Genomic DNA, 13,748 nt, shown 5'->3' with positions numbered 1-13,748 from the left:
TAAATGTGAGTATTCATCATTTTACTGGTTAGAGATGCAACAAACGGCGTCATCTGAATTTTAAGCATATAAATACTGGTAACAAATATGGCAAAGAAAGGTTTTTTCTCTTGGTTTCGTAAAGATAAGCCCGTCCCTGAAGTTGAAGAACAACTCCATGATGTTGATGTCACCACAGAGCATGCAGCTGAAAATTCGCAAGCAGAGCAAGTTGCAGCCGAACAAGTCAATACTGACAAGCTAGCGGCTGAACAATTAGCGCAGACACAAGCAGAAGAAGTGGCTCGTCTAGATGCTGTTCGTATTGAACAAGAGCGTATTGATACAGAACGCGCGCAGCAAGCTCGTATTGATGCAGAAAAATTAGCTGCAGAAGTATTAGCCGCTGAAAAGCTGGCAGCAGAGCAGTTAGCAGCAGAACAGTTAGCAATAGAGCAACAAACTAAAATTGCTGAATTAGCACGCCTTGAAGCCGAACGTATCGCAGCCGAACAAGCGGAGCAACAAAAGCAAGCTGCCCGCTTAGAGGCTGAACGATTAGAGCATGAACGTAAAGAACAAGCTCGTTTAGAAGCGGAGCGTATTGCTGCAGAGCAATTAGTACTAGACGCATTAGCTGCAGAAAAGCTGGTGTCAGAACAACTAGCCGCGCAGGAATTAGCTGCACAAGAATTAGCCGAGCAACAAACACCAATAGAGTCTGTTGACTTAGAGTTGCAAGATGAACCTCAAGCTAAGCCACACAAAGAAGGCATGTTCACTCGGTTAAAGCGCGGTTTAATGCGTACCAGTGAAAATATTGGTTCAGGTTTTATTGGTTTATTCAGTGGTAAAAAAATTGATGATCAGTTATTTGAAGAACTCGAAGAACAATTATTGATTGCCGATGTGGGCGTAGAAACCACCACTAAACTGATTAAAAGCCTCACTGAACATGCATCACGTAAACAACTTAAGAATGCTGAAGCCTTGTATGACTTAATGCGTGAAGAAATGCAAAAAATGCTCGACCCCGTTGCTGTACCTTTGATTCCCGATAATGCAAATGGCCCATTTGTCATTTTAATGGTTGGTGTCAATGGTGTGGGTAAAACGACGACCATTGGTAAGCTGGCTAAACAGTATCAAAGCCAAGGGAAATCTGTCATGTTAGCCGCTGGAGATACGTTCCGCGCGGCAGCTGTAGAACAGTTACAAGTATGGGGCCAACGCAATAATATTCCAGTCGTCGCGCAGCATACTGGCGCAGACAGTGCTTCAGTTATATTCGATGCCTTGCAAGCGGCTAAAGCACGCAAGGTCGACGTATTAATTGCTGATACGGCGGGACGTTTACAAAACAAAAGCCACTTAATGGAAGAGTTGAAGAAAGTCGTGCGAGTGATGAAAAAGCTCGACCCAGATTCCCCCCATGAAGTCATGCTAACCTTAGATGCCAGCACGGGTCAGAATGCTATTAGCCAAGCTCAACTATTCCAAGAGGCTGTAGGTGTCACAGGTATTACCATTAGTAAGTTAGACGGTACCGCTAAAGGTGGAGTGATTTTTGCGATTGCCGACAAGTTTACTATTCCTATTCGTCATATCGGTGTTGGGGAGCAAATTGATGATTTGCGTACTTTTAACGCTAATGACTTTATTGAAGCATTATTTAGCCAGGATAAAACGGACCAATAATTTATGATCCAATTTGAGCAGGTCAGTAAAATCTATGCAGGAGGCCAAAAGGCCCTCATGGATGTTAATTTTCACCTCCGACAAGGTGAAATGGCCTTTTTAACCGGCCATTCTGGTGCGGGTAAAAGTACCTTGCTCAAACTCATTACTGTGATTGAACGTGCCACGGCAGGTAAGGTTTCCATTAATGGACATAACCTTGCCAACGTAGGGCGAAAACATGTGCCTTATTTGCGTCGCAATATTGGAGTGATCTTCCAAAACCACCATTTGCTGATGGATAAAACAGTATTCGACAATGTAGCCCTACCGTTAGTGATTGAAGGGTTCACCCATGGCGAAATTCGTAAACGGGTGGCGGGTGCGCTTGATATGGTGGGTTTATATGGCAAAGAGCGTCATTTGCCAATAATGCTATCTGGTGGAGAGCAACAGCGAGTCGGGATTGCCCGTGCCATTGTGAATAAACCACCGCTATTACTGGCTGATGAACCAACAGGTAACTTAGACCCTAAATTATCGATGGATATTTTACGTTTATTTGAAGCCTTTAATGACTCAGGTACCAGCGTGCTTATTGCCACCCATGATTTAGGCCTAATTGCACGAATGAAATATCGCACTTTTACCCTTCGTCAAGGACGTATGCTCGGCAGCGAAAGCACTGCGCCTGCAGGGGAGAATATACGATGAGTAAAAAACCGAATATTACTCAAAGTAAATTACCGTTAAGTGGCCGCATTGTGATGTTTTTTATTCGTCATGTGCAGCAAGGCATGTCAAGTATGGGCGAACTTTGGCGTAGTCCCGTTTCATCGGTCATGACCATGGCTGTTTTAGGGGTGAGTTTAAGTTTACCGGCTGCATTGCAGGTGCTTGTTAAAAATGCCGAAAATATTACTCAATCTTGGAACAGTGCCGCTGAAATTTCATTATTTATTAATAAAGGTCGCAGTGAACAATCTATCCAAAGTTTATTGTCGCGTATTAAAACATTTCGTGAAGTTGAATCGGTCACTTACATCAGTCGCGATCAAGCATTAGAGGAGTTTCAGCGCTTATCTGGTTTTGGTGAGGCGCTGTCATACTTAGATGAGAACCCATTACCTGCAGTGGTTACCGTAACCCCTTCGGTTAAATATTCGAGTCCAACTGGTGCTCGTGAATTATTAGTAAAGTTAGAACGCGAACCCGAAGTCAACTTTGGCCGTTTAGATATTGAATGGTTAGAACGTCTGCAAGCATTACTTAAATTACTTGAAAAAACCGTACTCGCGATTGCCGCTTTGCTAGTTCTAGCTGTGGTGTTAGTCATTGGCAATACTATTCGCTTAGCGATTATGAACCGCCGAACAGAAATTGAAGTCATGAAGTTGGTCGGTGCGACAGAAGCATTTATTCAGCGGCCGTTTTTGTACACCGGGATTTGGTACGGTGTCATTGGCGGTATTTTGGCTTGGCTTATTATTAATATCTTAGTCTGGTATCTCGACAGTGCCTTAGCTGAGTTGTTGGGGTTATATGGCAGTGAATTGACCATAAAGGGTTTATCATTTTCGGAGCTGATTAAATTAGTAATGCTGGCATCATTTTTAGGTTGGTTTGGCTCATATTTATCTGTGCGCCAGCACTTGCGTAACATTGAACCGTCATAATTGCAGGTGTATAATTAACGGGTGATGCAAAATGAACGTTTGTTCACTTGCTTTGTTGTTTGTATGCGGTAAAAATGTTAGTTAAATAGAACCTTATTTGACATATGATGTCATATAGTTGATAGTTCTTCAGCTAATTCAAGTGAACCTTGTAGTGTTGTGAACCTAACAAGGTTACTTATCGTACTGAGTTAACTGAAATAATTTTTTTGAATGTAGTAGGAGAGCGAATGACTTATCAAACGCAATCAATGGCTCTAGCTGTTCCGCATAATGCAAGCAGTTTAGAAGCGTATATCCAGTCAGTGACCAGCATCAATATGTTGGACGCCGATACTGAGTATGACATCGCCAAGCGTTTACAAGAAAATGGTGATCTACAAGCTGCAAAGCAATTAATTATGTCGCATCTTCGTTTTGTTGTACATGTGGCGAAAGGTTATTCTGGATACGGTTTACCGCAGGCAGATCTTATTCAAGAAGGTAACATTGGTTTGATGAAAGCGGTTAAACGCTTTGATCCTAATGTCGGTGTTCGTCTTGTGTCTTTTGCAGTGCATTGGATTAAGGCAGAAATTCATGAATACGTGTTGAAAAACTGGCGTATCGTGAAAGTGGCTACCACCAAAGCACAACGTAAATTATTCTTTAATATCCGTAAGTCTAAAAAGCGTTTAGGTTGGTTCAGCGACGCTGAAGTGACCATGGTGGCTGAAAACCTAGGGGTATCGAAAGCAGATGTAACCGAAATGGAATCTCGAATGGCAGCCCAAGATCCTGCTTTCGATTTAACCAATGACAGCGACGATGATCACCATGATTTTGCCCCAGCATTATATTTAGAAGATCATTCTTCTGATGTGGCAGATCAAGTTGAACACGCCGATTGGGAAGCCGATTCTCAAACACGTTTATTATCAGCAATCAAAACGTTAGACGAACGTAGCCAGCATATATTACGTGCGCGTTGGTTAGATGATACTAAAGTGACTTTGCAGGAGCTCGCATCGACTTATGAAGTCTCAGCTGAGCGAATTAGACAGCTAGAAAAGAATGCCATGAACAAGCTTAAATCTTGTATGGAGTAACACTCTACCGTATTCGATTTAGAGAGATTAAAACCTGCTACGGCAGGTTTTTTTATAACTAATATCTGAGATTAATCCAATCTAAACTGCTTCATTATAATCCAACTCAAACTAGCCTAAATCGTAGAAGATAATAACCCAATTTATTGTACTGTTTATGAGGTACTTATTTGGGCTTGAATCGATGCAATAATGCTTTTTCTTGGGACTTTTAAGCCACTATAGGCAACATTTTTTGGCCAAGTAAAAAACTGTCTTGGTCGTTTAAAGCGTGCCAGAGCCGATTCTACCAACTTACATAGCTGACCATTAATTTTTTCAATATCCAAAGTTTCAGTAGAATTTACACCATAATCAATAATAGCAGCGGGTAAGTAACCAAATATAGGATCGGCTACTGCAAACACAATGGCTTGGGTGACATTAGGGTGGGTTAGTAAAACGGCTTCAAGTTGTTCAGGGTGAATGTTTTCACCGCCACAAATAAACATGTTATCCATGCGGCCTAAAATACTGAGCTGGCCATCTGTATCTAACTTTCCTTTATCATTCGTGCAAAACCACCCATGTTCATCTAACGGTAATGTTAATCCTTGCTCGGTTAAATAACCTAAAAATAAGCAATCTCCTTTTACCCAAATAGCACCTTCTTTCAAGGTCAGTTGTCTTGAAGGCAAAGGTTTACCATGATGGCCTGATAAATTGGCCTTTGCTGTGGTAATTTGCGAGCTCATTTCTGTCATACCATAGCTGGTAAAAGCATTAATATGTTGGCGTTGTAATGTCTCAATAAGTGCCGGTTCTATCACTCCGCCACCGAGTAATAACGCGCTTATATTGGCTAAGGCAGCGGGGTACTGTTGCAGTATCTGTATTGCTTGGGTTGGCACTAATGATACGTGGGTAATGTGACTGTTAGTGAGCTGCTCTGCCAAAGATTGTTGCGGGTTTCGCAGTACAATACATGCACCCGCGAGTGTACAACGATGAATAATGGCTAGACCACCAATATGAAACAGTGGCAATGATAATAGCCAAGCGTCAGATGCTGCTAAAGCAATAAAGGTTGCAGATCCTTTGGCACTGCTCACATGGTTCATTAAACAATGTACCGCAGCTTTAGGCGTGCCACTTGAACCAGAAGTGAGAATAATATTTGAAGCTTGATAGGGTGATATCTCAACACTATGGCTACTTGGTTGAGGCACATTTTTAGCGAGATCAATATCTAGCCAATTTACATGGTCAATTGTCGCTTTGCGCTTTGGTGTATCGGTCCAGAGCCATTGCAGTGAAAATCGTTCGATAAGCTGATTAATCTGTAAATCGGCAAATCGCGGTGATAAAGGTAAAAATATCCAGCCTGCATCTATGCATGCCCAATAAAGGCAAATCATTTCAATATTATTGTGCGATACACACGCGACAATATCACCCTGTTTAACGCCTTGAGCTTGCAATTGTTGCACTAGATGATGGACTAAACAACTTAGGCGGGCGTAATTTATTTGAGTACAGTTAACAGGGCGTTTTAGCGAACTGACACCCGTTGTGGTGTCGTTGGTGGCGACTTGAATCGCAATCGCATCTGGATAAGTTATCGCAGCTTGATGCAAAGGAGACGTCATTGTTCATCTACCTTGTTTGAATCACGTATTTGACCGATATGGACCAGTTGACGTAATACTTTATGGTTTAATTGCGGCGTTAATCCGCAGCTTGCTGACAGCAATGATTGACTAAAGGCGCTTAAGGTATCAAGGCCTGGTGATTCATCTGGAGTTAATGCTTGGCTAACTAAGCGTAAGTCGTTTATGCCCATATCAGCTTCTAAGCTTGAGCTTAATATACAGCGGACACCTTCAAGATGAGCCAGGTTAATCATATGTTGTAATTTTTCGAGCGAACCCAATAACATTGGCTTGATGATTAATGCCCCTAATCCGGGTTGCAGTAAGGCTAAGCTAAGATCAAATTTTGGTGAGTTTAAGGATTCATCTAAGGCGAACTTAATCCCTAGTTGGCGAAATATTTGGGGGTTATCGCTAGGGTTAATACAAGGCTCTTCAATGTATTCAATTTTGTTTTTTGGTAAACAGGCTAAAAAGTCGATGGCCTGCTCAAGACTAAAACCACGATTGGCATCTAAACGTAATGTGACCTGTGGAGCGATAGCTAGTACCTGATAAATAAATTGGATCTCGCTTGCTATGCTGGTCTGCGCCACTTTTATTTTAACGCTGTTGATGCTGCCTTGTGTCAGTAGTTTTTGGTTGACGACTTGTGTTGACATACCATCGTAAAGCAACGGCACCACAGCAGATTGAATCCGCGGATTTTCAATCCGAACTGGCAATGTTTGGGTCAATTTTGCATCTAATAAGCTTAAGGAAAATGCTAGCGAGGGTAACTGCGTTTGTTTCGCAATATCATTTAATATCGCCAAGGGTTGATCGATAAAAGAGGCTAATAATTGTTGCAGTTGTGATTGCACCTCATCAAGGGATTCTTGGCTAAACCCGGTTATTGCTTGGTTATCAATATCTAAGCCTGACAGTGGCGCGATTTCAGCCCAAGCTGTTTGATGGTTATTGAGTTGGATGTAGAGCACTAAACCTTTTCGAGAATCAATCCGTTGTATCCCCACAGGTAAGCTAGGATTGAGATCAATGTGATATTGATAAATCGTACAACTTGTTATTGTTAACTCGTCTGAAGGTGGCATCGTTACTCCTTTAGAGTCGCTATTGGATCTAAGCACAATAATGTCAGTAAGGTGTCGGTAAATAATTGCGGATGTAAGCTATGAATATTGTGTCCAGCAGCATGCAATGGGTGTAACTGTAAGTTTGCTGAACTAGAACTAGTAACGGCGAGTGTCGCCTGCCAATCAGTCGCGACTTGGGCGAATTTTTTATCATCAACACCATAAATAAAGTGACATGGACAGCTCAGCTTTTCCAGCACATTGCGACAATCTTGTTGCAAGCTCAGTGAGGTTGTTAGGTAACAATTTGCTAAACGAAGTGGATCATTTATTTGACGTAAAGTAATAAGTTGCTGTTTTTGATGTTCAGTTAAGTCTCTGAAAACTGCCTGCTGATACCAAAGGCCGAGAAAGTCCGTTAGTGGTAAATGTTGGAGTTTGTGAGCCCAAAGATTATCGCTTTGGGCTCGAGCTGCTATCTGCTTGGCATCTTGCAAGCCTGGATGAGCTGATTCTAGTGTGATGCTCAGTAGCGAGTCTGCAAAGTCATTTGCTATATGCAGCGCTATACGACCGCCTAGTGAGTAGCCCAATAAATGGAATTGTTGATAGCCCATGTGGTGCATTTTATTAACTATTAGCTCAGCTGCTTGGTGCAAACCAGGCGAGTCGAGGGTGTCAACATTGCCACCATGACCAGGTAAATCAATACAAATACAATGAAAATATTGGCTTAACTCTGGCATCAAAATAGACCAGTCGTCTTTGCTGCCTAGAAAACCATGCAACATCAACAATGCCGGTAATTGTGGTTGGCCAAAACGACGAATTTTCACCATTAGTGCTGTTTCACCCACTGGTTAATTTGAGCTATTTGATCGCTTGCTTGTGTCGGGCTGACATTGACCTCAATCACTGAGGCATAATTAAATTCAAAAGCTTCCTGATAAGCTTCATTAAACGATTCAATGTCATCGACTTGGCGATAGGCTAAACCAAACATGGCGGCACCATAACCAAATTCTAAACCGTGGCTTAAGCGATAAAAGTCGCTACGAAGTTCTTCATTCGGTACTGGCAATAAATTAAATATGTTACCGCCGTCATTGTTGAGAATAACCAGCACAAATGGCTGAGTCATTTGTTTTAACAGTGCCAATGAATTGAAATCATGTAAACAGGATATGTCACCAATAACAAGAGTGGTGGGTACTTTTTTGCCTGCCGCAACACCACATGCCGTTGCAATTAAACCGTCGATACCTGATGCACCCCTATTGGTATAAATTGCCGGAGTATTGGTGGCAATTGGCGCATACATATCATAAAGCCGAATAGGTAAACTATTACCAATAAACAGTATGTTGTTATCTGTTTGAGCCAAAGCAATAGTGCGCACGACTTGAGCTTCACCGAAAGTGGTGTGGTCGATTTGTTGTTTAAACAGCGACTCCAGTGATTCATTTATTGGTAATAATTGCAGTGCCCAGTTGGCTTGTGATGAGCGCGACCAAGGTAATTGGCAAACTGCCTGCACACTGGCTTGAAATAATGATTTAGGTTGGTGGCTCTGATCTAAGCGATCGCCATGCTTAACCACTTGCCAGTAGCTATGCCAAGATTGTTGGGCCAAAAATTGAATTAAACGTTTGGAAATAAAACGCCCACCAAACACTAACACCCGTTCGGCTTGTTCAAGCTGTTTGTTGGCTTTAGGGTTTAACAGTAGCTGGTCTACGTGGCCGATGACACCAGGATGCTGGCGTAACTGCGACTGCGCGTCGACTAATACTGGCCAGCCTAGTTTTTGGGCTAATGCGATAATTTGCTGAGGATTATCTTCAGGGGCTAAGGTGCCAACTACTATCACGCCTTTACCATGAACAAAACGCATTAAAGCGTCTGTAGTCGGTAACTCGGCTCTATTAAGGCCCGCATAATGAGTCAATGGTTTAGTATTTTCAAACCACTGATTCAACGGTGCAAGATAGGTTGCTGTGGTAACGCTAGCCGTTTTTTTAACATGGGCTAATGTCATCAATTCTGTTGGATATAACGGCTCACGGTACATACAGTTTATGTGTACTGGCTGATGTTGATTGGCTACCGCATGATCGATGGTACTTAATAATGCATTGGCGGGATAACCGAGATCTGGCGTTGGTAAGTTAATTTGCTTAGCATATTGAGCAAAAATGGCTGGCTGAATTATCGCTTGATTAGCACCACAATCAATCAGTTCTGGCGGTCTATCGCCAGATAAAACAATCAAGGGCACATGAGTTAACCACGCTTCGACAATAGCCGGATACAGATTTGCTACCGCGGTGCCTGACGTTGTAATAATGGCCACTGGCGCATTGCTGGCTTTTGCCAATCCAAGGGCCATAAACCCTAAACCACGTTCGTCAAAATGAATATGACGTGTGAGTTGGGTTTGGCTAGCCGCTGCCAGTGTTAACGGAGTAGAGCGAGAACCTGGCGCCATGCATACATGCTTAACGCCTAAGCGTGCAAGTTCTTCGAGGATCAATTGACCCCATAACAAATTCATATCGGCGCTGGTCTGTTGTTGCATAATGGCTCATACCTATATAAATAACGAATATTAGTGTAACGCCAAGTTAGCGTTATATCTAAGATTTAGCGCAGATTTTTATTGCAAAGCTGCAAATAAACGGTGGTTATGGTTGATTGTTAATCCACTCACTTAATACGACATGGGTTTTAATTTTGATGATGTCAGCTTGAGCATCAATATACTCTCGTATTTCATGCAGTCGCTGCATTGAATTGGCATGCACATAAACCAATAAATCCATGTCACCAGTAATGCCTTGGCAGGTAATGATTTCTGGTATTGTGGTAAAAATATGAATAACTTCAGCGCACCGAGCACAACGATGTTGAATTTCAAAATAGGCAGATACGCTTTGTTTTTGCGATTCGCTCAGTAATACCTGATAACCGCGGATAATGCCTGTTTGTTCGAGTTTTTTAATCCGTTCGGTGACTGCACTGCGTGATAAATTTACTTGTTGGGCAATAAACGAAATACTCTGTCGAGCATTTAGGCGTAATTCGCTTATAATCGCTTTATCAAATTTATCCAATGAATCATTTCCTGTTATTTGAGTACTAACACTACGCGCAGTCATTTTGTCGGTAATTTGCTTTCTTTCCGTCAATTTGTCGGTTTTGCAAAACAAGTTGCACGAATTAACCCGCAGAATGTTTGCTTGTTTAGCTTTATAATATCGCAATATATCACAGTAAGAATAAGATAATGAATCAAATGACAGCAACAATAGGACGTTGGCAAGGTGCTGGTTTAATGGCCACCACTTTGTTAGGAACCGGGGTGTTTATTTTACCGCAAATGACCATTGAAGTAGCGGGTTCAGCCTCGTTATTGGCGTGGCTATTACTCACGGTTGCGATTATCCCCGTTGCATTAGTATTTGGTTTACTTGCGAGTCGGTTCCCACACGCAGCAGGCCCCGCTTACTTTATTGAAAAAGCATTTGGTGCTACGGCGGGAAGAACCATTGGGTTAATCTTTTTATTGGTTATTCCTATTGGTGCGCCAGCAGCCATTTTAATGACTTTTCAATTTTTAGATGCGCTAGTGTCGATTTCTGGGATTGGGCAATTAATTGCAGAGTTAGTTATTGTCGCGGTACTACTACTGTTGAATATCAAAGGTATTCAAGTGTCGGCAAAATTACAGTTTGCACTCACTTTACTGATTGTTGCTGTCGTGGCCATATTGTTTGGCGCCAGTGGATTAAATGTGGATCAGCTGGAAAGCTTTGCTCATAGCAGCCATCCGCAATTTAGTGGGGTAATGCTGGCAATGGGGATTGGTTTTTGGAGCTTTTTAGGTATAGAAGCCATGACCCATCTTGCCAGTGACTTCCGCCAACCTCAAAAAGACTTGTTACCCGCGATGATGATGGGCACTGTGCTGGTGGGCGTTATTTATTTAGCCTGTACATTTCTATTACTCATGGTGCCTATTGAGGGTGAAGGCTTAGCGATGATATTGGCATTTGATTATTTATTATCAAATACTTTTTTAAATGGATATGGCGCTAATATTATTGGAATACTGGGCATAGCCAGCGGTTTAGCCACGGTGAACGTGTATGCCGCCAGTGCAGCTCGTTTGTTATGGAGTTTTAGTAAAGAAGGTATTTTGCCACGCTATTTTGATAAATTAAATCCACACGGTGTGCCTTTTAGAGCCTTGTTTGCCATTTTAGGCGCGATGGCAATTGTCATTGTAGTGACCTTTTATAGCAAACATGAATTAGAAGACTTAATTGCTTGGAGTAATGGCGTGTTTGTGATTATTTACTTATTAGCTATGTTGTCAGCAGCTAAGTTACTCAGCAAGCGATATTTACCATTAGTTATTGCAGGTTGCTTGTTTTGTATTGGATTAGGTATCGCACTTGGCAGTAATATGATTTATGCACTGGTATTGGTGCTGGTTATAGCCCCTTTTATGTGGTGGCAAAAAGCACATCTTACTCGAAAATATTTACTGAATAATAACGAAGGTTAATTCAGCAAATATTTAATCGTTGGATTCAATCGCAATATTGCGCATTTGAATAAGCTCGCTGTGTTTTAAATATAACAAATCAGCAGTACGGCGAATTATTTGGTCTTCATACTTTGACAGTTTGCCGTCAGCATAAGCTAATCGCCACATTGAAAGCAGTAACTTCTGCTTATCTTCAATGCTAAATTGACTGTTAATCTCAGCTGTGAACTCGAACAATGATGTCGCATTATGATGGCTGTGTTTGGCCTCGTTAACCAGTTGAGTGGCTTCTTCTGGGCTAATGTCTAAGGTATTAATCAGCATTTCGGGTAACAATACCGCTTCTTCTTCTGCGAAGTGTTCATCGGCGTATACCACTTCAAGCAATAGTGTTGCCGCTGCAAGATTGAGGTGCATCACCTTATCTTCAGGAGTGCTTTCTTGCATATGTAATTGGATAAATTGTTTTAGTTTGGCGATCATAATTATTCCGTCAAAGAGTCGTGTTCATTTTGATGCTAGCAAAAATGATAATCCCAAGCGAATGGCTTGGGATTAAATAATGTTAACGCAATATTTGTTGGCTACTGGTGAGCCACTAATGATTAGCCATCTTAATGAAGATTATAAGACTGAACCTAAACCTTTCATTAATAAATCTACTGTGCCATCACCACCACTTTGTTGTAGATAGTTTTTAGCAATATCAACCATAGGGGTAATATATTCTTTTGAGATACCGAGCTTTTCAAAAGCATCATACACCATGGCGCTGCCTTGTAATGCTGAGCCTAAATCACCCGCTTGTGATAATAATCCTGACATTCCACTATCTGATGATAATGCAGGCACAGCAGCGAGTAAGCTGTCTGCATTAGGAATACTGCTGGTTAATTGGCTAAAATCGTTAACACCTAAATTGGTTTGGGCTAAACTCAATAACGACCCCAATCCGCCTTCTGCTTGGTTTTGAGACAAACCAAGTTGTGACATGACGCTGCCCACTAAGGCACTTGATTGCTCGGTGGTTTCAGATTGCACTGTTGTTTGAGCTTGTTCTGTTACTGGTTTTTTAGTCATTTCAGTCACGCTGTCTAACCAACCCGCTGAGGCTGGTGTAGAAAATACCAAGACGGTAACAAGTACCGGTAATGCGGATGCTAATTTCATAATTCGTGCCCTGTAATGTGTTTTAATAGCTAAACTTAGGCGTCATTTTAACCTGATTTATATAAATACGACAACAGATCACACTTTTTACTCATTAGACTTGTGCAAAATGGATTTTTTTTGGGTATCCTAAGCGCCATATTCACCGTTAATAGATTACTGGAACCCAAATGTCATTGTTTGCCATTTTGACTGAAGCATTTAACTTTTTTCGAAACCATATCCGTCAGCTTGCCGTACTGACTTTGCCATTACTGTTAATCCAAGTCGCTATTCAACTTTGGCTTGGTAATGAAATGATCCAGGCTGATGTCGAAAATCCGCAATTTGGCGCGATACATGCTGCTGCAATGATGGTGCTATTGTTGGTCTTTTCATTTTTAATTGCTGCTTTAACTCTGTATTTGGAATTACGCTCTCAAGGCCATGATCTTGCGCCAGGACAAATATTAAAAGCGAGCTTTCCGTTTGTACCACCGCTATTACTGGCAGGGGTATTTTCTGGCTTAGCTATTTTAGCGCCAGTAATGATTTCTGCTGCATTTGGTCCATTGTGGTTGATTGGCTTAGTTGTAAGCTTGTACCTTTTCTCTCGCTTAGCTTATGTGAACTTTATGGTGGTGGTTGAGCGTTTAACGCCATTTGAAGCGATTAAGAGTAGCTTTAAATTTAGTGGGCCAATTACCATTAAAACCATTGCGGTATTAATGTTATACGTACCATTGTCTCTATTGGCGGGTATGTTTTCACAAGTTGCGATGCAAGTTGGCTTTCCGCTGCAGCTAGTGGTTGAGGTGACTTTTTCGTTCTTAGGTTTGTTTGTTAATATCGCTTTGTTTAGATTGTATATGGTTAATCGTAAAACACCGGATGTTGATAACGCTGAAGGATAAGTATTC

Annotated in this window: 13 protein-coding genes; 6 read left to right on the top strand and 7 right to left on the bottom strand. The window is 41.7% G+C overall.

Annotated elements, in window-relative coordinates:
* Positions 1–87: 87 nt before the first annotated feature.
* From ftsY to rpoH, 4 genes are all read left to right on the top strand, one after another.
* Positions 88–1,677: a signal recognition particle-docking protein FtsY gene (ftsY, locus tag FCN25_RS08240; protein ID WP_137223695.1), complete on the top strand. Its 1,590-nt coding sequence runs from the start codon at positions 88–90 to the stop codon at positions 1,675–1,677.
* Positions 1,678–1,680: 3 nt separating this feature from the next.
* Positions 1,681–2,370, top strand: a complete 690-nt coding sequence (gene ftsE / locus FCN25_RS08235; protein ID WP_137223693.1) for a cell division ATP-binding protein FtsE — start codon at positions 1,681–1,683, stop codon at positions 2,368–2,370.
* Positions 2,367–3,332 (top strand): permease-like cell division protein FtsX, encoded by a 966-nt coding sequence (gene ftsX / locus FCN25_RS08230; protein ID WP_137223691.1) that lies wholly within the window; start codon positions 2,367–2,369, stop codon positions 3,330–3,332. Before ftsE ends, ftsX begins: the two co-directional genes overlap by 4 nt.
* A 230-nt stretch (positions 3,333–3,562) precedes the next feature.
* Positions 3,563–4,420: an RNA polymerase sigma factor RpoH gene (rpoH, locus tag FCN25_RS08225; protein ID WP_137223689.1), complete on the top strand. Its 858-nt coding sequence runs from the start codon at positions 3,563–3,565 to the stop codon at positions 4,418–4,420.
* A gap of 155 nt (positions 4,421–4,575) precedes the next feature.
* Here rpoH and menE read toward each other — a convergent pair whose 3' ends face one another.
* From menE to FCN25_RS08200, 5 genes are all read right to left on the bottom strand, one after another.
* Positions 4,576–6,048, bottom strand: a complete 1,473-nt coding sequence (menE, locus tag FCN25_RS08220; protein ID WP_137223687.1) for an o-succinylbenzoate--CoA ligase — start codon at positions 6,046–6,048, stop codon at positions 4,576–4,578.
* On the bottom strand, positions 6,045–7,145 hold the full coding sequence (gene menC, locus FCN25_RS08215) for an o-succinylbenzoate synthase (protein WP_137223686.1): 1,101 nt from the start codon (positions 7,143–7,145) through the stop codon (positions 6,045–6,047). Before menC ends, menE begins: the two co-directional genes overlap by 4 nt.
* 2 nt (positions 7,146–7,147) lie before the next feature.
* On the bottom strand, positions 7,148–7,966 hold the full coding sequence (gene menH / locus FCN25_RS08210) for a 2-succinyl-6-hydroxy-2,4-cyclohexadiene-1-carboxylate synthase (protein ID WP_137223684.1): 819 nt from the start codon (positions 7,964–7,966) through the stop codon (positions 7,148–7,150).
* A complete protein-coding gene (gene menD, locus FCN25_RS08205) occupies positions 7,966–9,705 on the bottom strand; it encodes a 2-succinyl-5-enolpyruvyl-6-hydroxy-3-cyclohexene-1-carboxylic-acid synthase (protein ID WP_137223682.1) in 1,740 nt (579 codons plus the stop codon). The genes menH and menD overlap by 1 nt, the downstream gene beginning before the upstream one ends.
* Before the next feature lie 106 nt (positions 9,706–9,811).
* The gene (locus FCN25_RS08200) at positions 9,812–10,240 is read right to left on the bottom strand and encodes an Lrp/AsnC family transcriptional regulator (RefSeq protein WP_137223680.1); all 429 of its coding nucleotides are present in this window, start codon (positions 10,238–10,240) and stop codon (positions 9,812–9,814) included.
* Positions 10,241–10,413: 173 nt separating this feature from the next.
* On the opposite strand from FCN25_RS08200, the gene yjeH reads away from it, so the two are divergent.
* On the top strand, positions 10,414–11,697 hold the full coding sequence (gene yjeH / locus FCN25_RS08195; protein ID WP_137223678.1) for an L-methionine/branched-chain amino acid transporter: 1,284 nt from the start codon (positions 10,414–10,416) through the stop codon (positions 11,695–11,697).
* Between the two features lie 12 nt (positions 11,698–11,709).
* On the opposite strand, the gene FCN25_RS08190 is transcribed toward yjeH, so the two are convergent.
* Together FCN25_RS08190 and FCN25_RS08185 are read right to left on the bottom strand one after the other, a co-directional pair.
* The gene (locus tag FCN25_RS08190; protein WP_137223676.1) at positions 11,710–12,162 is read right to left on the bottom strand and encodes a TerB family tellurite resistance protein; all 453 of its coding nucleotides are present in this window, start codon (positions 12,160–12,162) and stop codon (positions 11,710–11,712) included.
* 141 nt (positions 12,163–12,303) lie between these two features.
* Positions 12,304–12,849: a DUF2780 domain-containing protein gene (locus FCN25_RS08185; protein ID WP_137223674.1), complete on the bottom strand. Its 546-nt coding sequence runs from the start codon at positions 12,847–12,849 to the stop codon at positions 12,304–12,306.
* 170 nt (positions 12,850–13,019) lie between these two features.
* On the opposite strand from FCN25_RS08185, the gene FCN25_RS08180 reads away from it, so the two are divergent.
* The gene (locus FCN25_RS08180; RefSeq protein ID WP_137223672.1) at positions 13,020–13,742 is read left to right on the top strand and encodes a hypothetical protein; all 723 of its coding nucleotides are present in this window, start codon (positions 13,020–13,022) and stop codon (positions 13,740–13,742) included.
* The last annotated feature ends 6 nt before the right edge of the window (positions 13,743–13,748 follow it).

Origin of the sequence: Shewanella sp. MEBiC00475 (assembly GCF_005234075.1) — a bacterium.
In the GTDB taxonomy this organism is placed as follows: domain Bacteria; phylum Pseudomonadota; class Gammaproteobacteria; order Enterobacterales; family Shewanellaceae; genus Shewanella; species Shewanella polaris.
Note: the sequence above shows the minus strand (reverse complement) of the source record. Positions and strands in the feature narration are given on the sequence as shown.